Source organism: Sorangium sp. So ce426 (genome assembly GCF_051475585.1).
GTDB lineage: Bacteria > Myxococcota_A > Polyangia > Polyangiales > Polyangiaceae > Sorangium > Sorangium cellulosum_B.
Map to the genome: position 1 here is coordinate 8773802 of NZ_CP150341.1, position 19594 is coordinate 8793395.

15 protein-coding genes and 1 CRISPR repeat array are annotated in these 19594 nt (G+C 72.0%); of the genes, 12 read left to right on the top strand and 3 right to left on the bottom strand.

What is annotated here, in order from left to right:
• Positions 1-276: 276 nt before the first annotated feature.
• The 7 genes from WMF44_RS32610 (at position 277) to WMF44_RS32640 (ending at position 6448) form a co-directional block, all read left to right on the top strand.
• On the top strand, positions 277-1116 hold the full coding sequence (locus WMF44_RS32610; protein WP_437293951.1) for a hypothetical protein: 840 nt from the start codon (positions 277-279) through the stop codon (positions 1114-1116).
• A gap of 235 nt (positions 1117-1351) precedes the next feature.
• Positions 1352-1780, top strand: a complete 429-nt coding sequence (locus WMF44_RS32615) for a hypothetical protein (protein WP_437293952.1) — start codon at positions 1352-1354, stop codon at positions 1778-1780.
• Between the two features lie 31 nt (positions 1781-1811).
• The gene (locus WMF44_RS32620) at positions 1812-2702 is read left to right on the top strand and encodes a DUF692 domain-containing protein (RefSeq protein WP_437293953.1); all 891 of its coding nucleotides are present in this window, start codon (positions 1812-1814) and stop codon (positions 2700-2702) included.
• Positions 2699-3649: an HvfC/BufC N-terminal domain-containing protein gene (locus WMF44_RS32625; RefSeq protein WP_437293954.1), complete on the top strand. Its 951-nt coding sequence runs from the start codon at positions 2699-2701 to the stop codon at positions 3647-3649. Before WMF44_RS32620 ends, WMF44_RS32625 begins: the two co-directional genes overlap by 4 nt.
• Entirely contained in the window at positions 3646-4329 is a 684-nt protein-coding gene (locus WMF44_RS32630; RefSeq protein WP_437293955.1) for an RNA polymerase sigma factor, read from the top strand. Before WMF44_RS32625 ends, WMF44_RS32630 begins: the two co-directional genes overlap by 4 nt.
• Complete coding sequence (locus WMF44_RS32635) at positions 4319-4999, top strand: NrsF family protein (protein WP_437293956.1); 681 nt, start codon at positions 4319-4321, stop codon at positions 4997-4999. Before WMF44_RS32630 ends, WMF44_RS32635 begins: the two co-directional genes overlap by 11 nt.
• Before the next feature lie 156 nt (positions 5000-5155).
• Positions 5156-6448 (top strand): lactonase family protein, encoded by a 1293-nt coding sequence (locus tag WMF44_RS32640; RefSeq protein WP_437293957.1) that lies wholly within the window; start codon positions 5156-5158, stop codon positions 6446-6448.
• Here the strand turns inward: WMF44_RS32640 and WMF44_RS32645 are convergent.
• Positions 6445-7641 (bottom strand): small-conductance mechanosensitive channel, encoded by a 1197-nt coding sequence (locus WMF44_RS32645; protein WP_437293958.1) that lies wholly within the window; start codon positions 7639-7641, stop codon positions 6445-6447. The genes WMF44_RS32640 and WMF44_RS32645 overlap by 4 nt on opposite strands.
• Positions 7642-8080: 439 nt before the next feature.
• Here WMF44_RS32645 and WMF44_RS32650 point away from each other — a divergent pair, with 439 nt between their 5' ends.
• Complete coding sequence (locus WMF44_RS32650; RefSeq protein WP_437293959.1) at positions 8081-11161, top strand: MYXO-CTERM sorting domain-containing protein; 3081 nt, start codon at positions 8081-8083, stop codon at positions 11159-11161.
• A 68-nt stretch (positions 11162-11229) separates the two neighbouring features.
• Here the strand turns inward: WMF44_RS32650 and rsmG are convergent, their stop codons facing one another.
• Entirely contained in the window at positions 11230-11949 is a 720-nt protein-coding gene (gene rsmG, locus WMF44_RS32655; RefSeq protein WP_437293960.1) for a 16S rRNA (guanine(527)-N(7))-methyltransferase RsmG, read from the bottom strand.
• A 97-nt stretch (positions 11950-12046) separates the two neighbouring features.
• Positions 12047-12505 carry a VOC family protein gene (locus WMF44_RS32660; RefSeq protein ID WP_437293961.1) on the bottom strand — a complete coding sequence of 153 codons (459 nt, stop codon included), beginning with the start codon at positions 12503-12505 and terminating at the stop codon, positions 12047-12049.
• 259 nt (positions 12506-12764) lie between these two features.
• On the opposite strand from WMF44_RS32660, the gene WMF44_RS32665 reads away from it, so the two are divergent.
• From WMF44_RS32665 to WMF44_RS32680, 4 genes are all read left to right on the top strand, one after another.
• Positions 12765-13142 carry an ArsR/SmtB family transcription factor gene (locus WMF44_RS32665; protein ID WP_437293962.1) on the top strand — a complete coding sequence of 126 codons (378 nt, stop codon included), beginning with the start codon at positions 12765-12767 and terminating at the stop codon, positions 13140-13142.
• Positions 13139-13642 carry an SRPBCC family protein gene (locus tag WMF44_RS32670; RefSeq protein ID WP_437293963.1) on the top strand — a complete coding sequence of 168 codons (504 nt, stop codon included), beginning with the start codon at positions 13139-13141 and terminating at the stop codon, positions 13640-13642. Before WMF44_RS32665 ends, WMF44_RS32670 begins: the two co-directional genes overlap by 4 nt.
• A gap of 137 nt (positions 13643-13779) precedes the next feature.
• Positions 13780-14730: an epimerase gene (locus tag WMF44_RS32675; RefSeq protein ID WP_437293964.1), complete on the top strand. Its 951-nt coding sequence runs from the start codon at positions 13780-13782 to the stop codon at positions 14728-14730.
• 141 nt (positions 14731-14871) lie between these two features.
• On the top strand, positions 14872-15333 hold the full coding sequence (locus WMF44_RS32680) for a PIN domain-containing protein (RefSeq protein WP_437293965.1): 462 nt from the start codon (positions 14872-14874) through the stop codon (positions 15331-15333).
• Between the two features lie 19 nt (positions 15334-15352).
• A CRISPR array of direct repeats spans positions 15353-18833; the repeat unit is 36 nt; unit sequence GCTTCAATGGGGCCGCCGCCTTTCAGCGGCGGAGAG.
• Positions 18834-19594 lie beyond the last annotated feature (761 nt).

The following is a 19594-nucleotide window of genomic DNA, read 5'->3' on the forward strand; positions in this document are numbered from 1 at the left end:
GACCGCCTCGTGCACACCGCAGGCCACACGCGGCTGTGCAGCCCAGGCCCGGCGGGCTCCGCCTTGCGCCGCGCAGCCGGCCGCCGCCGAAACCGCGGCGCCGCTCGCACGTAGCTCGGACATGGGACTCATGGAACCGAGACGCCGAGCGGGCGGGCGAGCGAGGGCGATGACCTCGATCTCCCTTCCCGGACGCTGGTCTTCCTGTTCAAGTGGAGACCGCCGCGCGCCCTCGTGCGCGGGCGCGCAACAACCCGAGAGATCCAGGAGGCGAGCGTGAAGACGATCCGGACAGGGACCTTGCTCCTCCTCGCGCTCGCGGCCGCCGGCCTGGCCGCGGCCGCGTGCCAGGGGGAGCAGCCGAGCCTCGCGCCCGCCGCGACCGAGCTCAAGCCGCCGGAGCCGAAGGCGCCCGCCGCGGCGGCCTTCGCGATCGATCGCGCGGGCAGCAAGGTCGAGCTCGTGATGGATGCGCCGCAGGAGAAGATCCGCGGGCGGATCGCGGGCGCCGCCGCGGGGACGCTCCAGGTCGACCCCGCCGACGTCACGAGGACGACGGGCCTCATCACGGTCGACCTCTCCACGATCGAGCTCTTCCAGACCGCCGTGGGCGACGACGGCAAGCCCGGCGAGGAGAAGAAGAGCGACCTGCAGAACCAGCACGCGCGCACCTGGCTCGAGATCTCGAAGGACACGCCCGACGACGTCCGCGCGAAGAACGAGAAGGCCCAGTTCGCGATCCGGTCGATCTCGACCTCCGGCGAGAAGGACCTCTCGAAGCTGTCCGGCGCGGAGCGGACGGTGACCGTCACGGCGTCGGGCGACCTGCTGCTGCACCAGCGGCAGTCCCCGAGGACCGTGGAGCTCGTCGCCACGTTCAGGTACGAGGGCGATAGGCCCGCGAGCGTCACCGTGAAGACGGCGAAGCCGTTCCCGGTGGGGCTCGCCGAGCACGACGTCCGCCCGCGGGAGGCGTTCGGCAAGCTCGCCCAGAAGACGCTCGAGGTGCTCTCGCCCAAGGTCGCCAAGGAGGCCATGGTGACGCTCGAGCTGACAGCGACCGCCGGCGCGGCCCCCACGGCGCCGGCGGCGGCAGCGGACGGCGGCGCGCGGTGAGCGCGGGGCGCCGCCCGCAAGTGGGCCGTTGCGGCGACGCAGCGGCTCTGAGATGACACGGCGGTCCGGAAGCCGCCGGAAGCCGGATGACGCCTCGCCCGCCGGAGGGCGCAGGCCCGACGTGACGAGAACGCAGGGCGCAGGCCCGTCAGAGACGACAACGGTGGGCGCAGGCCCGTCGAGACGACAACGCAGGGCGCAGGCCCGACGTGACGAGAACCAGAGGAGCCACACGATGCTGTCGAAGAAGAGCATTTACGAGACCCTCGCCGCGCTGAGCGCCGGCGCCATGGTGATGAGCGGCTGCGCCGGCGCGCAGGCGCCGGTCAACGCGAGCGAGGTCCCCGCCGAGCAGGCCGCCCCCGCCGCCCCGGCCGAGCCCGCGCCGGCGCCCGCGCCGACCGAGGCCGCCTCCGGCGACGCCGCCGCGGGCGCGAACGTCCCCGCCGCCCCGGCCGAGCCCGCGCCGCCGAGCGACGCGCAGTCCGCCGCGACCTCGCCGCAGGTCGCCCCCACGGCCACCCCGGCGGCCACGGCCGCGCCGCCCGCGCCGCCCACCGCGGCCCCGGCCCCCGCCGCCCCGGCCAAGCCCGCCGCCAAGAAGGCGGGCGCCGCCGCGAAGAAGCCCGGCCACGCGGGCTGCGGCCAGGGCACCTGCGGCTGATCGCGGCCTCCCGCGCCCTCCCCGTACCCCCATGACCGGCAGCGCGCTCACCGGCGTCGGCCTCGGGCTCCGATGGGAGTTCCTCGACGAGGTGCTCGCGGCGCTCGACGCGCCCGATGCGCCCGATCGCTACGCGCGCGACGCGGCGCTGCCCGTCCCCTTCTTCGAGCTCTCCCCCGAGAACTACATGCGGCGCGGCGGCTACTTCCCCGCCGCCATCGAGCGCGTCCGGGAGCACCGCCCGATCCTGACGCACGGGCTCACCCTGTCCGTCGGCGGGCTCGATCCGCTCGACGCGGGCTACCTGCGCGCGCTCGGGGGGTTCCTGGAGCGGCTCGATCCCCCCTTCCACAGCGATCACCTCTGCTTCTCCGGGGTCGACGGCGCGTTCCTCCACGACCTGCTGCCGCTCCCGCACACGTCCGCGGCCGCCGCCCACGCCGCGGCCCGCATCCGCGAGGCGGAGCAGCGGCTCGAGCGCCCGATGGCGATCGAGAACATCACCTACTACCTGGTCCCGGGCCGCGCCTCGCTCGACGAGGCCGACTTCCTCGTCGAGGTGCTCGAGCGCGCCGGCTGCCGGCTCCTGCTCGACGTGAACAACGTCTACGTCAACGCCCGGAACCACGGCTTCGACCCGGTCGCGTTCCTGGAGAAGATCCCTCCCGAGCGCGTGGCCGCGATGCACGTCGCGGGGCACGAATGGCGCGCCGACGCGGAGGTCCTCGTCGACACGCACGGCGCGCCGGCCATCGCCCCGGTGCTCGACCTGCTCGCCCGCGCGGTCGCGCGGACCGGGCCGTTGCCGGTCGTGCTCGAGCGGGACAACGACGTGCCGCCGCTCGGCGCGCTGCTCGCCGAGCTCGCCGAGGTCGACGCGGCGTACCGGCGCGGGCTCGCCGCGCGGGAGGCGCGAGCGTGAGCGGGGCGCGCGAGGTGCGGGAGGCGGGCGAGGCGGGCGAGACCTGCGAGGCGGGCGAGGCGTCGAACACGCCGCCGCCGGAGCTCGCGGCGCTGGAGCGGGCGCTCCAGCGGAGCGTGATCGCGCCGGACGGCGAGGCGATCGCGGCCGATCCCCGCGCGTGGCTCGCCCGCGCCGGGCTCGAGGGGCCGGACCTCGAGGCGATGGCGGCGCTCCCGCCGAAGCGGCTGCTGCTCTACCGGAGCCTCATCCGCCGCGGGCTGACGGGCGCGATCCGCGCCGGGATCCCGCGGACCGCGGCGCGGCTCGGCGCGCGGTTCGAGGCGGACGTCGCGCGCTTCATCGAGGCGGAGCCGCCCCGGTCGCGCTACCTCCGCGACGTCGCGTTCGAGTTCGTGGGCTTCGCGGCGCCGCGCTGGGCCGGGGATGCGGAGGTCCCCGCGTACCTCGCGGATCTCGCGCGCCACGAGCTGGCCGCCTTCGCGGCGGCGTGCGCCGAGCAGGACGAGGAGGCCGGCGCGGGCGGGGCGTCAGGGCCGCTCGGCGACGAGACGCCGGGAACGCCGGGCGACGAGGCGCCGGGGCCCCTCGGCGAGGCGCTGTCGCTCGACCGGGGGGCGCGCTTCCAGCGGGCCGCCGCGCTCGTGCGCTACGAGCACGCGGTCCACAGGCTGCAGGGCGACGCGTCGGCGCGCGACGAGCCGGCCCGCGAGCCCACCCGCCTGCTCGTGTACCGCGACGCCGCGCACGACGTGCGCTTCCTCGAGCTCACGCCGCTCGCGGCCGAGATCCTGGGCCGCCTCCTCGCGGGCGCCGCGCTCGGGGAGGCCGTCGTCGCGGGCTGCGCCGCGCTGGGACACCCGGTCGACGGGCCGGTGCTGGAGAGCACCGCCGCCCTGCTGAGCGACCTCGCCGAGCGCGGGGCGCTCCTCGGGCCGTCGCGATGATCGCCGGCGCGCAGACGGTGTATGCCGTCAAGACCGCCATGGATGAGCTCGCCCTGAACGAAGCGATGGACCGGTACGCGTGCGGCGACGCGCGCGCGTTTCCGGAGCTGCACCGCGCGCTCGCGGCGCGCCTCCTCGCGTACCTCACCCGGATGAGCGGCTCGGAGACGCTCGCGGGCGACCTGACGCAGGAGACGTTCCTGCGGATGCACCGCGCCCGGTCGAGCTTCGCCCGCGGCGGCGCCGTCGCGCCGTGGGCCTACGCCATCGCGCGCAACGTCTACCTGGATCACGCGCGCGCCCAGAAGCACCGCGGCACCGAGCGCCTCCCGAGCGATCCGGGCGCGGAGCCGCCCGACGCGCGCGGCGCGGACGCCGAGGCGGTCGCGATCGCCTCCGAGACGGCGCGGGCGGTGGAGCGGACGCTGGCGGGCCTGCCGGCGTCGCAGCGCGAGGCGTTCATCCTCATCCGGTACGAGGGGCTCAGCGTGCAGGACGCCGCGGCGGTCCTCGGGACGACAACGAGCGCGGTGAAGCTCCGCGCGTTCCGCGCCTACGAGGCGCTGCGGGCGGCGCTCGACGATCTCAAGCGGCGGCCCGAGGCGGAACCAGGAGGCGCGGAGGAGCGCCGCCGGGGCAAGGGCCAGGGGAGCGTCCGGGGAGGTGCCAATGTCGAATGAGCGCGACTTGCCGAGCGGGCTGAAGGACATCCCCGATTTCGCGGCCCACCTCGCCGCCCGCCCGCCGCCCGTCGTGGCCGAGGCGCCGGCCGAGCCGTCGCTGACGCGCCCGACGCGTGAGCGCCGCTCCTGGAGCGCGCTCCTGGCCGGGCTCGGCTGGATCCTGCTCGTGAGCTGGTGGGAAGGCTTCCGCGACGACCTCCCCTCTCTCCGGGTCGCCGTGCCGCTCGCCGTCACGGCGGTGCTCTCCGGTCTCGGCCTGCTGCTCGCGCTGAGCCCGCGCGCCCGGGGCCTGCCGGCCGGTGTGAGGGCGATCCAAACGCTCGTCGTCGCGGTGCCGGCCGGGTTCCTGGCCGCGGCCGTCGCGACTTCGCCCGTGGCCGATCCGCCGGTGCCGCTGGATCAGCACCTCCGGTGCGTCGCCAGCGCCGTCGGCACGGCGGTCCTGCCGTTCGCGCTGGCGGCGCTCGTGCTGCGCCGCTCGTTTCTGTCGGCGCCGGCGTGGCGTGGCGCCGCGATCGGGGCCCTGTGCGGCCTCGGGGTGGTGGTCGGCATCGGGACGCACTGCGACATCGACGATCTCCTCCACATCGCGTTCGCCCACGGCCTCCCGATCGCGTTCGGCGCGCTCCTCGGCGCCGCCGCCGGGTCGCTGCGCGGGCGAGCCTGAGGCGCCGCGCCGCGTCGCGCATCCTCCCCGGCCTTCGCCACGAGGCGGCGTGAACGCCGCGAACCTGCCGCGGCGCGCCGCGACGAAGATCACGCCGTGGCGCTTGCGCCGCGGCGCTGGCCAGGCCTAACGCGGGAGGCAGGAGAAACCAGGTCGATGCAGCGCGCGCTCCTCTTTCTGGCGGCAGGACTGTGGCTCGGGTGCGGCAGATCCGGAGCCGCGAACAACGGCGCCACGACGGGCGTGACCGCCGGCGGCGGTGACGGCGCGAGCCAGGGCGACGGCGCGAGCGGCACCAGCGCGAGCGGCGGCGACACGGCTGGCGGCGGCGCAGGCGGCACCAGCGCGAGCGGCAGCGGCGGCGCGGGCGGCAACGGCGCGGGCGGCGGCTCGCAGGCCGAACGCGCGTTCGTGGTCTATGTCGGCGGTCACGAGGGCCTCTTCGTCTTCCGCCTGGACGGCGCCGACGGCGCGCTCTCGGCCGTGCAGGGCCCGCTCGACGCCGAGATGAACCCGACCTTCCTCGCCGTCGACCCCGCGCACCAGCGCCTCTTCGCGGCGAACGAGCTGAACGAGGTGGACGGGGAGCTGTCAGGCGCCGTCAGCGCGTTCCGGATCGATCCCCAGGGCGGGACGCTCGAGCTCATCAACAGGACGTCCTCGAAGGGCGCGGGCCCAGCCCACCTGTCCACGGATCGCTCCGGGCGCTTCGTCCTCGTCGCCAACTACGGCGGCGGGACGGCGGCGGTGCTCCCCGTGGGCCAGGACGGCGCGCTCGGCCAGGCGGCCTTCGACGTGTCCTTCGGTCGCCGGACGAGGCCGCACCACGCCATGACCGATCCGGCGAACCGGTTTGCGTTCGTCACCAACCTCGGGCTCGACGAGATAACGCAGCTCACCTTCGACGCGGAAACGGGCCAGATGGAGCCGAACGACCCGAGAGCCCTCTCGCTCCCCGCGGACACGACGCCTCGACACCTCGAGTTCCACCCGAACGGCCGGTTCGCCTATGTGATCAACGAGTCTGCCGGCTCGATCACCCCCCTGAGCTACGATGCGTCGCGCGGGACGTTCACCACCCTGGCCACCGTCTCGACCTTGCCCGACGGCGTTAGCACCAAGGGAAACAGCGCCGCCGAGGTCCAGGTGTCCCCGTCGGGCAGGTTCGTGTACGGCTCGAACCGCGGCCACGACAGCATCGCCATCTTCGCTGTCGATCCCGAGCGGGGCACGCTCACGCCCGCCGGCCATGCCTCGACGCAGGGCATGACGCCGCGCCATTTCCAGATCGCGCCGACAGGCAAGCTGATGCTCGTCGCGAACCAGGACTCGAGCAACATCGTCGCGTTTCGCGTGGACGAGGCGACGGGCGCCCTCGAGCCGACAGGGCGTGTCACCGAGGTCCCCGAGCCCACCTATGTCGGGATCGTGGCCCTGCCTGACCGCTAGGCGGAGCGCCCTCTCTCGGACCCCGGCGCTGGAGGACGAGCGAGCGTCGGCCCGGACCCTGCGACCACGTCGATCGCCGGATCGACGCCGCAGAGATGTGCGTTGTGGATCCACCACACCCAGCACAACATGCCGAACGGCAGATAGCCGAAGTACCCGAGGAGCGGCATCTCGAACACGTGCAGCACGTTCACGTAGGGCACGTCGTACTTCCAGAAGTTGGGGTTCCGCGGCGTGCTGTAGAAATTCCACATCTCGCCGACCAGGTAGTTGAGCGCGCACGCCAGGCCCATCAACACCACCGGCGCCCAGTTGCCGCCGCGGATCGCCGAGAACGGCGTCCAACCGCCCGCGAGCGACACCGCCGCGGCCAGCACCAGCAGCGGGCTCAACCACAGCAGCGGGAACAGCGGCGCGGGCCACAGCACCAGCGCGGCCAGCGACGAGAGGCCGATCCACGACAGCCGCCGGACCGCCGCGCGCGACAGCGCGATCTGCGGCCCACGCTCGAAGCGAGCCCGCAGCGGCGCGATCGTCGTCAGCAGTTGATAGACCACGAAGATCGACGGCAGCACCGTGGTGAAGGCCAGGCCGAACCACGCCAGGTAGCCGCGCCGCGAGAAGATCGCGTCGTTGGGGTAATACCAGTTCGAGCGCGTGAAGTAATTGAGGTACTCGAAGAAGTACCAGCACACGCACGAGGTCACCGCGATCGCCAGCACCGCCGCCGGCCGCCGCGACACCAGCGAGACCCCGCCGGTGCGGCGATAGACCACGCCGTCGAGCGCGAGGATGAAGCCCCACCACTGCGGCACGAAGCTGAACGGCACCAGCGCCGCCGCCTCCTGCGGCTTGCCCCACATCAGCGCCCACGAGGCCACCGCCAGCAGCGCGCCCGGCGCGCACCACGGCGGGAACGGGACCGGCCGGACGCGCGCGGGCCGGGTCGCCGCCGGCGCGGCGAACCCGAACCGCTGCGGTGCGCACAAGAAGCCGAGGATCAGCAGCGCCAGGGCGACGCCCAGGCCGAACACGAACCAGCTGAAGCCCGGTACACCTGGGCTCTTCGGCGGTGGGAACACGCCCCACGTGTCGGGCATGTCGCCGTGGACCAGCAGGCGGGTGGCGAGCGGCGTGGCCACCAAGGCGAGCAGGCCGAGGACGAGCGGAAGCTTGCGGACCTTCGCACGCATCGTCAATCATGACGTGTATCACGAGCGCCGCACCGGCGTAACCCCTCAGCCATCGTCACGGGCATGGCCGACTGCGGCTCTCGCTGCGGTCGACGATGCTGCGCGCGGCGTCGGCACACGGCCGGCTCGGGGCGCGTCGGGGTCGCTGCACCGCCGAGAGGCGCCTCTGCAGCGCTTCGGGAGAGACGTCCTCGATCCGGCTCGACTTGTTCTACTCACGCGTTACGCGCACCGCATTACCTACGCGCACCACAGGCAAGCGAGCTCTGCGCCGCCGATGCCTGTGCGCACAGCGCTCATGAGGCTCACCATCTCCGACAAAAAGTGAGGGAGAGCGTCGCGCCCGAGAACAAAAGTCCCACGGGCGATCTGCTGTTGCGCGAACCTATCGTATCTCCGACTGCCTCGGTCGCGGCGAGCGGTCGAGCGAGGAAGGTGTATGCGCGGATCTCGAATCGTCGCGCCTCCCGGCACGGGTTGGCTCTCCGGCGCCTGGGCCGCGGTGCTCGCGCTCCTCCTGGCGGCTGCGCCTGCAGCAGCGGCGCCCCTGGAGTCGCCGGCCGTGTCTCCCGAGCTCGCCTTCGGTCCGCCGGTGGAGGGGCCGGCTCCCGTCATCCCGGCCCATCCGAGCGCGTGGTACGGTCGCTACAAGGCCGCCGCCTTCGACGGAGCTGCCTACCTCGCCGCCTGGACCACCGGCGAGCCCGACCGCGATGAGCCCATCTACGCAACGCGCGTCCTTGCGGACGGCGCCGTGCCCGACCCCCTCGGCTTCGCGCTGGGCACAGGACATCACCCGCAGATCGCCTTCGATGGCGAGCGCTTCCTCGTGCTCTTCTCGGCGCGCAGCGACGTCGACGCGACACCCACCGTGCGCGCGGTGCGGGTGACCAGCGCCGGCGAGGTCCTCGATCCGGGAGGCTTCGTCGTCCCGCTGGGCCCGAAGCCCCTGGGCGAGATCGCGCTCGCCTCGGACGGGGACGCTTTTCTGATCGTCGGGAAGACATTCTACGAGCCGGGCGGCAGCGCTCGCGAGCTCCGCGCTTCGCGCTTCGCCCCGACCGGCGACGCGAGTCCGCCCGGAAGCGCCGTCGTCGCCAGCTTCTCCCAGGGCGGCTCAGCCGACGTCGCGTTCGGCGGCGCGGGCTACCTCGTGGTCTGGCAGCAGGGCGAGAGCCGTGAAGACGGCGAGATCCGCGCGGCCCGCGTCAGCGTGGCAGGCGAGGTCCTCGATCCGGGGGGCTTCCTCGTCGACACGGTTCCGGTGTTTCCCTGGACACCGTCGGGCCCGCGGGTCGCATTCGACGGCGCGAACTACCATGTGGCCTGGTCCGGTCAGGAAGGGATATGGACCCGGCGTGTGACGCCTCAGGGGACGCTCGCAGATCCCGCGAGCGCGCTGATCCAGCCCGATCTGGACGACCTCTCCGAGCCCGTGCTCGACGACGCGGCGTTCGACGGCGAGCACGTGAGGGTGCTCTGGTCGCGCATTCCCGAGCTCTCCTCCGCTCTGGCAGGCCTGCCGGCCTACCTCCACGTGAGCCGGCTGAGCGCTGCAGGTGCGGTCCTCGGAGGAGGCCCGACTCAGGTATCACCGCAGGCGCAGAACGGCGCGCTCGCGGAGCGGGGCGCTCTGGTCATCTGGCAGAACGATCGCCCGGACGGGTTCCGCAACGGCCTCCACGGCGCGCGGCTGAGCAGCGATGGGACCCTCCTCGACGCACCGCCCTTGCGCCTCGGCCGCGGCACGAACGCGCAATCGGAACCCCAGGTGTCGTCCGACGGCCGGCGATTCGTCGTCACGTGGCTCGACGACCGCGGCCGCGCCGTGGGCGAGAGCGACGCGCTCTTCGCCGCGCGCGTCGCGGCGGACGGCCGCGTCGTGGACGAGGGCGGAACCCGCATTGCGAACGCGGCGGCGAACTGGGATCTGTTGTCGCACGGTTCGAGCCTGCTCTCGGTGGGGATTTCCAGGTTCCACGAAGATGACCAAGCAGACGTGTTCGGGACGCGCCTGTCCCCAGCCCTGGAGATCCTGTCCCCCGAGCCGCTGGATCTCGGTGGTGCCACGCTGTACCGAGGGCTCGCCGTCACCCTGGACCCGGCTGGGTTTGCCCTGCTGAGCGATGGGTCGATGGTGCGCGTGAGCCACGAGGGCGAGGTGCGCCGCACCGCGCTCTCGGATGGGGATGGCCTCGGCCCCATGGTCGACGAGGTCCGCGCGATCGGATTCGACGGCACGCAGCGCCTGCTCGTCTGGTCGCCCGGGGCGCTGAGCCCCGGAATCCGTGCGACGAGGCTTGGTCCTGGGGACGAGATCCTCGATCCCGGCGGGATAGCGCTGGTCGATCTCGCGAGCACGTTCCGCGTCACCGAGCTCGCGGTGGCCCACGGCGCCGAGATGTTCGTTGTAGCATGGCGTGGCTGCGAGGAGGACGGCGGCCTCACGCGGGTGGGCATGATCCGGGTAAGCGCCGCCGGCGGCGCCCTGGATCCCGAGCCGCTGCGCATCGCCGAGCACGCGGGGTGCCAATGGACCTGGCCGATGCGTCGAAGCGTGCAGCTGGCCTTCGACGGCCAGCGGTTCGTCACCGTCTGGGAAGAGCCCGTGGGCTCGGCAGATTCGCTGGACGTCCACGGCGTCGCGCTCTCGCCGGACGGCGCCGTGAGCGCGCCTTTCGCGGTCTCCGCCGAGCCGGGAAGCGAGCGGTCGCCTGATATCGCGGCGCTGGGCGGGGGCGTTTCGCTCGTGGTCTATTCGCTGTTCGAGCCGGATGTGGAGCACAAGAGTCGGCGGGTGTTCGCCCGGCGGCTCGGCCCACCGGCATCGGACGCGACCGATCCGCGCGGGCTCGTCGCGGTGGGCGGCTGCTCGTGCCGGGCCGCCGGCGGACCGCCGCCGGCGCCAGCGGTGTGGACGGCGCTCCTGTTCCTGGGCCTGGCCGTGGGGCGGCGCGCCTTGTCGCGGCCGCGGCGCCCAGCGCCGGCCCGGGCGCGCACGGCGCCGTTTCCACCGCGCCGCCGCGCCCGCGTCGCCATGGGGCTCGCCGTGGTGCTCGGCGTTGCCGGCTGCGGCGACGCGTCCAGCCCGGAAGCGGCCCGCGACCCCGCCTCCGAGGGGGACGGCGGATCGACCTGGATCGAGGTGGGCAGCGGCTCGACGTCGTTCGCGGCGCTCGGTCCCGGCGCCACCGTCGAGCTCGCCGCGGGCGACCAGGGAGGGTATCATCTCTGGCTCAGCATCCGCTGCAGCGCGTGCGCGCCCGAGGGCATCCTGAGCTATGGCGTGGACGACGCCTCCTCCGGCGAGCTGCTCACGTTCTACGGCCTGCAGCGATGGGTGCGGCTCCGGGAGGTGGAGGACGGCGTTCGCCAGGAGGTGGGCCTGAGCGCGTTCTTGAACGACGGCGACCCTGCGCTGTACCTGGGCCGCGCCGTTCGCCTCTGGGCGACCCTCTCGAGGGAGGGGAGCCGCGAGCCTCCGCTCGAAGGCGAGGCCCGCGCGATGGTCTCCGAGTGAGCCCCAAAGGCGTGTGCTCGCGGCGCCCCGGTTAGAACTGCGGGAAGCCCCGGGAACACCGCCGGGGATCACCGCCCGGGATGGCGCTTCGGCTCTTCCCCGGACTTTCGCAGCATCACGATCTTCCCCGTCGGCGTCGCCACGGTCTTCACGAAGGTGGCCCGCTGTCGCCCGAGGACCCAGCTCGCCTCGGCGAGCTCCTCCTCGGCGCGCTGGCCCTTCACCAGCAGCACGATCCCGCTCGGCCGCAGGAAGGGCACCGTCAGGGGGATCAGCATGACCAGGCGCCCCACCGCGCGCGCCGTCACCGCGTCGAACGCGCCGCGGAGATCGCCCTTGCCGAGCTGCTCGGCGCGCTCGGCGCGCACCGACACGTTGGTGAGCCCGAGGCCCGCGGCCACCGCGGTGAGGAACGAAGCCTTCTTCTGCGTCGCCTCCACCAGCGTCACCTTCAGATCGGGCCGCGCGATGGCGAGCGGAAGGCCGGGGAGGCCCCCGCCCGAGCCGATGTCGGCGAGGCGCGCCCCCGCGCTCAGCTCCTCCAGGAGCGGCACGAGCGTGAGCGAGTCGAGGATGTGTTTCTCCCAGACCTCGACCGGATCCGTGATCGAGGTGAGGTTCATCAGCTCGTTCATCGCGAGCAGGCGCGCGAGGTAATCGCCGAGCTTGGCGATCACCGCGGCGTCGAGGGTGACGCCGATCGCCGCGAGGCGCTCCGCGAAGCCCTCCGGAGGCGTGAGCGGAGCGGGAGCCGGCAGCGGGAGAGGAGCGCGTTCGTCAGGGGGCATGGACGTCCGCGCACCCTAGCAAGCTCCCCCGCGTGAAGCGCCGCAATTCTCGCGCTCGCCCTCCCCGCCCGCTCCGGGGCGCCCTTGTGACGGGTCGCTACATCGCCGAGAGGCGCCTCTGCAGCTCTTCGGGAGAGACGTCCTCGATCCGGCTCGCGAAGGACCAGCGATGGCCGAACGGATCGCGGAGCCAGGCCGTCCGGTCTCCGAACGGCTTGTCCTGCGGCGGGCGATCGATGGTCGCGCCTGCCGCCGCCGCCTGCGCGACGAGCGCGTCCACGTCCTCCACGTAGACGACGACGGCCGGGCTGCTGCCTCCCAGCGTCTCGGGGCTGATGGCGCCGAGCTCGGGATACTCGTCCGACAGGAAGAACCGGGCGCGGCCGATGGACAGCTCGGCGTGGCCGATCCGCCCGTCGGGCATCGGGATGCGCGAGTCCTCGCGCGCGCCGAACGCGCGCTTGTAGAACTCGATGGCTTCCGCGGCGCTCCGCGCGCTCAGGTAGGGGAAGCACGTCTGACCATCCGGGACGGGGTGGACCTTGCTCTTCGTCATCGTCGCGCTCCTTCGTGCTCGTATCGGATCATGGCATTTCCCGGGGCAACGGCGGGAGTCGCCTCGACGGTCGAGCGGCGCTCCTCGCGCGCCCGTGCGCCACGAGGAAGGCGAGCCTCTCCTGGCGCCCGTCGCCTCGGCGATCCGGGTCGGCGCTCATCCTGGAGCATCGCGCCGAGCGCGTATTGGAAGAAATTCACCTGCGCGCTCGGCCGCGCGGCTTGACGAACGCGTAACATACATGTTACGCATCATGCCGATGGACGCCGTTGCCCAGGCGCTGGCCGATCCGATCCGGCGGGAGATCCTGCGGATGCTGCGCGATCGCACCGCCACCGCGGGCGCCATCGCCGGCGCGTTTCCGGTCAGCCGCCCGGCGGTCAGCCGGCACCTGCGCGTGCTGCGCGAGGCGGGCCTGGTGCGCGACGTCCAGTGCGGTCGCGAGCGCGAGTACCGCCTCGAGCTCGGTGCGCTCGCCGAGCTCGAGGCGTTCCTGCGCGAGCTGCACGCGGCGAGCCCGTGGCACCGCCGGTTCGACGCCCTCGAGACCGAGGTGCACCGCGTCGGCCGGCAGCGGCGCATGGCGACCGCCCCCCCGTCCCGCAACGAAGCGAAACGAAGGAAGGAGACCGCATGAGCCCCCGACCCACAGGCCGCGTCCGGAGCACGGCGACAGGCGCCGATCTCGTCATCACGCGCAGCTTTCGCGCCCCCATCGAGGATGTCTGGCAGAGCGTCACCGCGTCCGAGAGCACGGCGCGCTGGATCGGCCCGTGGGAGGGCGAAGCGGGGCCCGGCAAGACGGTGCGCCTCCAGATGGCGTTCGAGCAGGGGGCGCCGTGGTGTGACTTCTCGATCGACACGTGCGAGCCGCCGCATCGCCTCGCGCTCTCGGCCAAGGACGATCACGGCGAGTGGCGGCTCGAGCTGTCGCTCGCGGCGAAGGGTGAGATCACCGAGCTCACCTTCATCCAGCGCCTCGCCGATCCAGCGCTCGCCGGCGATGTCGGGCCGGGCTGGGAGTATTACCTCGACATGCTCGTCGCCTCCAGGCTCGGCGAGCCGCTGCCCAGCTTCGCCGACTACTATCCGGCGCAGCGCGACTATTACCTTGGCGACGCGCGCACGCAGGCGTAGCGCGTACTCAGGCGTAGCGCGCGCGGGCGCTCGGCCGAAGAGATCATGATTTCTCCATCTCCTTCGCGGCGCTCCAGCCCTGGACGAGGAGAAGGAGCGGGCTGTGCATTCGCGGCGGCCCGGGATAGGCTCGCGGCATGAAGATCGTCCTTCCGGGCGGGAGCGGACAGGTAGGTCAGATCCTTGCGCGCGCCTTCGCGGCCGACGGACATGAGGTGATCGTCCTGTGCCGCAGCGCGAGCGTGCCCGCGGGGCGGGTCGTGCCGTGGGATGGACGCACGCTCGGCCCGTGGGCGGGCGAGCTCGACGGCGCCGACGTGGTGTTCAACCTCGCTGGCCGGAGCGTGAACTGCCGTTATACGGACGAGAACCTCCGCGCGATGAGGAGCTCTCGTGTGGACTCGACGCGCGCCGTCGGCGAGGCGATCGCCGCCGCCTCGCGACCGCCGCGCGTATGGCTGCAGATGAGCACGGCCACGATCTACGCGCACCGCCACGACGCGCCCAACGACGAGGCGACCGGGCTCCTCGGCGGCGACGAGCCGGGCGTCCCCTCGACTTGGCGCAACAGCGTCGAGATCGCCCGGGCGTGGGAGCAGGCGCTGGACGAGGCCAGGACGCCGCGCACGCGCAAGATCGCGATCCGCGCATCCATGGTGATGAGCCCTGATCGCGGCGGCATCTTCGACGTGCTGCTCGGGCTCACCCGGCGGGGCCTCGGCGGTCCGGCCGGCGGAGGGCAGCAGTTCGTGTCATGGATCCACGATCGCGACTTCGTGCGAGCGACGAGGTTCTTGATCGAGCGGAACGACCTCTCCGGGCCGGTCAACCTCGCCTCGCCGGGGCCGCTCCCCTACGGCGATTTCATGCGCGCGCTGCGCGAGGCCTGGGGTATCGGCTTCGGGTTGCCTGCGACGAAATGGATGCTGGAGGTCGGCGCGCTCGTGATGCGCACGGACACCGAGCTCGTGCTGAAGAGCCGGCGCGTCGTCCCCGGGCGCCTGCGCGAGGCCGGGTTCACGTTCGCCTTCACCGAGTGGTCGTCGGCGGCGCGCGACCTCGTGGCGCGATGGCGCGCCGAGCGCTGAGGTCCGGGTGAAGGCGCCGCGCTCGGCGGCGGATCTGTTCCGCGAGGTTGGTCCCTGGGAGGGCGAGTCAACGGAGGAGCTCTGGAAGCGGCTCGAGGAGGAGCGACGCCGTGGTGGCAGCGGGGAACCGTCAGCCCTGTGATGAAGTACGCGCTTGACACCAACACCGTTGTCGCCGCGCTGAACGGGGTGCCGCCGGTGCCGGCCAGGCTTGCTGCCGTCGATGCGGCCGATATCCTTCTCCCGGCACCGATGATCGCCGAGCTCTACTTCGGGGCTCGCGCCTCACTCCGTGTGCGTGAGAACGTCGCGCGGGTGGATCGGCTTCTCACTTTCTTTCGTCTGCATCCGTTCGACGAAGCGGCGGCGCGCCGGTTCGCCGAGATCAAGGCCGACTTGCGGAAGACGGGGCGCGCGAAGTCCGACTTCGATCTCGCGATCGCTAGAACGACAAACGGGTTGAAACCGCCAGAAGAGAGCAGAATTCGAACCGCCAAGGCGCCAAGGACGCCAAGAAAATCACAAAAATCTTGGCGTCTTATGGCGCCTTGGCGGTTCACTTCTCGCTCGATCAACGTGATCGGTTTTCTAGCGCCACGTTGAGCGGGCGCGCAGGGTCCAGGCTTCAATGGGGCCGCCGCCTTTCAGCGGCGGAGAGCCCGCCAGCGCGGCGCGCGGGCACGGCGTGAGCGCGCTTCAATGGGGCCGCCGCCTTTCAGCGGCGGAGAGCGACTCCTGCGCCGCGTGCCTGGGACAGCGCGCCAGCGCTTCAATGGGGCCGCCGCCTTTCAGCGGCGGAGAGTTGCGGCCATCTGTCAAGGTCGATGCACGCCCGCCGGGCTTCAATGGGGCCGCCGCCTTTCAGCGGCGGAGAGAGCACCATCTCGTCGGTGGGCGTCGGCCGGTACGCCACGCTTCAATGGGGCCGCCGCCTTTCAGCGGCGGAGAGACCCAGGGTCGAAGGCGCGCGCCACCGCGCTGACGCAGCTTCAATGGGGCCGCCGCCTTTCAGCGGCGGAGAGCGCGCCGGCGTGCCCGTCGAGGCGGTGACGGGGCTGCTCGCTTCAATGGGGCCGCCGCCTTTCAGCGGCGGAGAGCCGACAATCAATGTGGAGTCTGAAGGGGTGGACATGTCCACGGCTTCAATGGGGCCGCCACCTTTCAGCGGCGGAGAGGCGGAGGGGTCGTCTCTCACGCTCGAGGAGATGCTCGAGCTTCAATGGGGCCGCCGCCTTTCAGCGGCGGAGAGAGAGCGTCGGCCCCGAATGGCCTTTGGCCTCGGGCGCTTCAATGGGGCCGCCGCCTTTCAGCGGCGGAGAGTCTCCACGCTGCCGCTCATCCCGACCGCCTCATCGCCGGCTTCAATGGGGCCGCCGCCTTTCAGCGGCGGAGAGCTTCGGAAGGTGAACGCGGGGAGGGACATCATCACCCTGCTTCAATGGGGCCGCCGCCTTTCAGCGGCGGAGAGCCCAAGAGTTTACAGGATAAGTACGCCTCACGGCGTGCGCTTCAATGGGGCCGCCGCCTTTCAGCGGCGGAGAGCACGGCTGGACGGACGCCGGCCTTCTGACGCAACCGGCTTCAATGGGGCCGCCGCCTTTCAGCGGCGGAGAGGATCATCACGTCCCACCCTATCGCAGTCCAATCACATGCTTCAATGGGGCCGCCGCCTTTCAGCGGCGGAGAGCTGGATCTTGCACGTGGCCGGCGGGCGTCAGGCTCCTTGGCTTCAATGGGGCCGCCGCCTTTCAGCGGCGGAGAGAATGCGCCGCTCGTCAAGCTCTGCCTGGAGTTGTGGCTTCAATGGGGCCGCCGCCTTTCAGCGGCGGAGAGCGATGAAGTCGAGGAAACTCTCGAAGAGATCATTGAGCTTCAATGGGGCCGCCGCCTTTCAGCGGCGGAGAGTGCTTGCACTCGCCGCCTCTGCCTACGGGCAGGAGTTCGCTTCAATGGGGCCGCCGCCTTTCAGCGGCGGAGAGCCGGACGACGCACTCGACGCGGTCGGCTTCAACCTGCTTCAATGGGGCCGCCGCCTTTCAGCGGCGGAGAGTCACGAGCTCGAAGCCGGGGATGGCCGCGGACCGCCCGCTTCAATGGGGCCGCCGCCTTTCAGCGGCGGAGAGGGGGAACGTCGAGCGGCTCCGCGCCGAGCCGAAGGAGCCCCAGCTTCAATGGGGCCGCCGCCTTTCAGCGGCGGAGAGGTGGGCAACATGTTGGACGCGTCCAACTGGTTGGTGCTTCAATGGGGCCGCCGCCTTTCAGCGGCGGAGAGGAGCTCGGGATCTCCACGCAGACGTCAACCACGTCTCCGCTTCAATGGGGCCGCCGCCTTTCAGCGGCGGAGAGGCAGTGCCCGAAGGGCGCGCGCAGGGTCGACGGGCCGCTTCAATGGGGCCGCCGCCTTTCAGCGGCGGAGAGGTCTCCCGTCGAGGATCTCAAGAAGGCCGCCTGGTACGTGCTTCAATGGGGCCGCCGCCTTTCAGCGGCGGAGAGGCATGCCCGAGGAGGATCTCGAACTCCCGGTCTCCGGCTTCAATGGGGCCGCCGCCTTTCAGCGGCGGAGAGGATTGTCGAGTCGCGGCGGCTCCTTGGAGCGGCACCGGCTTCAATGGGGCCGCCGCCTTTCAGCGGCGGAGAGGCTGATGAAAGCGGGTCTGCACCCCTCGCAGGAGCCTGCGCTTCAATGGGGCCGCCGCCTTTCAGCGGCGGAGAGATGCCGGGCGAGCGCCGCAGGGTCGATCCCCAGGCGCCGCTTCAATGGGGCCGCCGCCTTTCAGCGGCGGAGAGCGACTTGGTGCCGCGGATGCCCACGGCCGCCGCGAAGGCTTCAATGGGGCCGCCGCCTTTCAGCGGCGGAGAGGTCGGGGTGCGCGCAGTCGGCGCCGCAGAGCTCGCACGCTTCAATGGGGCCGCCGCCTTTCAGCGGCGGAGAGGCCGAGCCACGACGCGCCGGGGTTGACCGGGCGCTGCTTCAATGGGGCCGCCGCCTTTCAGCGGCGGAGAGACCCATCGCCACAGCCTGCCTGATAGCGGGCATAGGAGGCTTCAATGGGGCCGCCGCCTTTCAGCGGCGGAGAGGACGCGGCGTCCATCGCGAGCGCGAACGCGTGCTCCCAGCTTCAATGGGGCCGCCGCCTTTCAGCGGCGGAGAGCCACCGTGGGACGGCGACGACGCTCCACGGCAGCTCGCTTCAATGGGGCCGCCGCCTTTCAGCGGCGGAGAGAAGGAGGTGCTGCTCGTCGAGTACCTGAGTCAAGATGCTTCAATGGGGCCGCCGCCTTTCAGCGGCGGAGAGCTCATGGCGCCCAAGAGCAGCGCCGGCACCATCACCGCGCTTCAATGGGGCCGCCGCCTTTCAGCGGCGGAGAGCCAGAGGGCATGCCGAGCGATCCGGTCCTGGGTGACGCTTCAATGGGGCCGCCGCCTTTCAGCGGCGGAGAGCAGCCAGAGCGGGCCACGGGCTGCGGCGAACGAAGATGCTTCAATGGGGCCGCCGCCTTTCAGCGGCGGAGAGCCAGCCAGAGCGGGCCACGGGCTGCGGCGAACGAAGATGCTTCAATGGGGCCGCCGCCTTTCAGCGGCGGAGAGAAAGAGTGGGCGCTTGTCAGGGGTCCTAGGTGAGCATGCTTCAATGGGGCCGCCGCCTTTCAGCGGCGGAGAGGCTATCGCCCTGGCCCTAGCCTCCGCTCTTCTCGCCTCGCTTCAATGGGGCCGCCGCCTTTCAGCGGCGGAGAGCCACGACGTGGGTGTTCAGAGCGTGCGTGACATGGCGCTTCAATGGGGCCGCCGCCTTTCAGCGGCGGAGAGACGTTGCCCGGGTCTTGGAGGTGCCACGTGCTGAGGTTCTTGCTTCAATGGGGCCGCCGCCTTTCAGCGGCGGAGAGCCAGGCTCCGACACGCGATGTGACCTTCCGCCACACTTCAATGGGGCCGCCGCCTTTCAGCGGCGGAGAGGCGCCAGACAAGCCGCTCGCCATCCTCGCCGAGGCTCTACTTCAATGGGGCCGCCGCCTTTCAGCGGCGGAGAGCTCGCGGTTGTTGACACGTACGAACTACGTGATACTATACTTCAATGGGGCCGCCGCCTTTCAGCGGCGGAGAGAGGCCTCCCAGACGTACCTGACATTTCGCGTACTTGCAAGCCGGTTTGCGAGAGGTTCCCGTTCGACCCCCCTCTGCCGGCTCGCGGGGACCCTCCGGGGGCCCTCCTCGCACTCGAAAACCATCGTTATTTCAAACACCTACCGGCGTTGCGAGCGCCTCCCGGGATTTTCGCGTCACTCCACCGCTCGCAGCGGGCCCGTCCCCCCTCTTTTACCACACCCCCGCCTCCCGGGAGCCTGCCTTTCGTCCTTGCTGGCAGCGGTGCCGCTCCGGCCCTGCCTCTTCCGGTCGTCCACCCGCCTTGCCCAGGGTGCGGCCACCCCTGCCGCTCGCGCTGGCGAGCTGCTCGCCCTCGCTCGCCCACGGTGGATTTCACGACGTGGAGCTGAGATGGCTGCGGCCCTTGGTAGCACCCAACCCACCTCTGCTCGCACTTCCGGCGTACTGCCGTCGTTCGCCGTGATTCCCCGGCGGGTCGCCGCCGTCCCTCGCGGCCGCCGTCCCTCGCGGAAGACGCGCTCCCTCGGAGCCGGCGCTCGTTACTTCCTCATGTCATCCGGTTCGGGGCCGGAGGGACGGCCTGCCGCCCCCATTACAACGGCGATGGAGTCGATCTGCAGGCACGAAGACGCCGTTCCCGAGCGCGCTCGCCTCCGACCACAGCGCGACCTGGCCCCCTCCCGAGCGCGCTCGCCTCCGACCACAGCGCGACCTGGCCCCCTTCCGAGCGCCCTCGCCTCCGACCACAGCGCGACCTGG

Excerpts from the sequence above, each read along its gene's own strand:
- WMF44_RS32615 (WP_437293952.1), top strand. The coding sequence starts at position 1,352 with ATGCTGTCGAAGAAGAGCATTTACGAGACCCTCGCCGCGCTGAGCGCC.
- WMF44_RS32620 (WP_437293953.1), top strand. The coding sequence starts at position 1,812 with ATGACCGGCAGCGCGCTCACCGGCGTCGGCCTCGGGCTCCGATGGGAG.
- WMF44_RS32630 (WP_437293955.1), top strand. The coding sequence starts at position 3,646 with ATGATCGCCGGCGCGCAGACGGTGTATGCCGTCAAGACCGCCATGGAT.
- WMF44_RS32635 (WP_437293956.1), top strand. The coding sequence starts at position 4,319 with ATGTCGAATGAGCGCGACTTGCCGAGCGGGCTGAAGGACATCCCCGAT.
- WMF44_RS32640 (WP_437293957.1), top strand. The coding sequence starts at position 5,156 with ATGCAGCGCGCGCTCCTCTTTCTGGCGGCAGGACTGTGGCTCGGGTGC.
- WMF44_RS32645 (WP_437293958.1), bottom strand. The coding sequence starts at position 7,641 with ATGCGTGCGAAGGTCCGCAAGCTTCCGCTCGTCCTCGGCCTGCTCGCC.
- WMF44_RS32650 (WP_437293959.1), top strand. The coding sequence starts at position 8,081 with ATGCGCGGATCTCGAATCGTCGCGCCTCCCGGCACGGGTTGGCTCTCC.
- rsmG (WP_437293960.1), bottom strand. The coding sequence starts at position 11,949 with ATGCCCCCTGACGAACGCGCTCCTCTCCCGCTGCCGGCTCCCGCTCCG.
- WMF44_RS32660 (WP_437293961.1), bottom strand. The coding sequence starts at position 12,505 with ATGACGAAGAGCAAGGTCCACCCCGTCCCGGATGGTCAGACGTGCTTC.
- WMF44_RS32665 (WP_437293962.1), top strand. The coding sequence starts at position 12,765 with ATGGACGCCGTTGCCCAGGCGCTGGCCGATCCGATCCGGCGGGAGATC.
- WMF44_RS32670 (WP_437293963.1), top strand. The coding sequence starts at position 13,139 with ATGAGCCCCCGACCCACAGGCCGCGTCCGGAGCACGGCGACAGGCGCC.
- WMF44_RS32675 (WP_437293964.1), top strand. The coding sequence starts at position 13,780 with ATGAAGATCGTCCTTCCGGGCGGGAGCGGACAGGTAGGTCAGATCCTT.
- WMF44_RS32680 (WP_437293965.1), top strand. The coding sequence starts at position 14,872 with ATGAAGTACGCGCTTGACACCAACACCGTTGTCGCCGCGCTGAACGGG.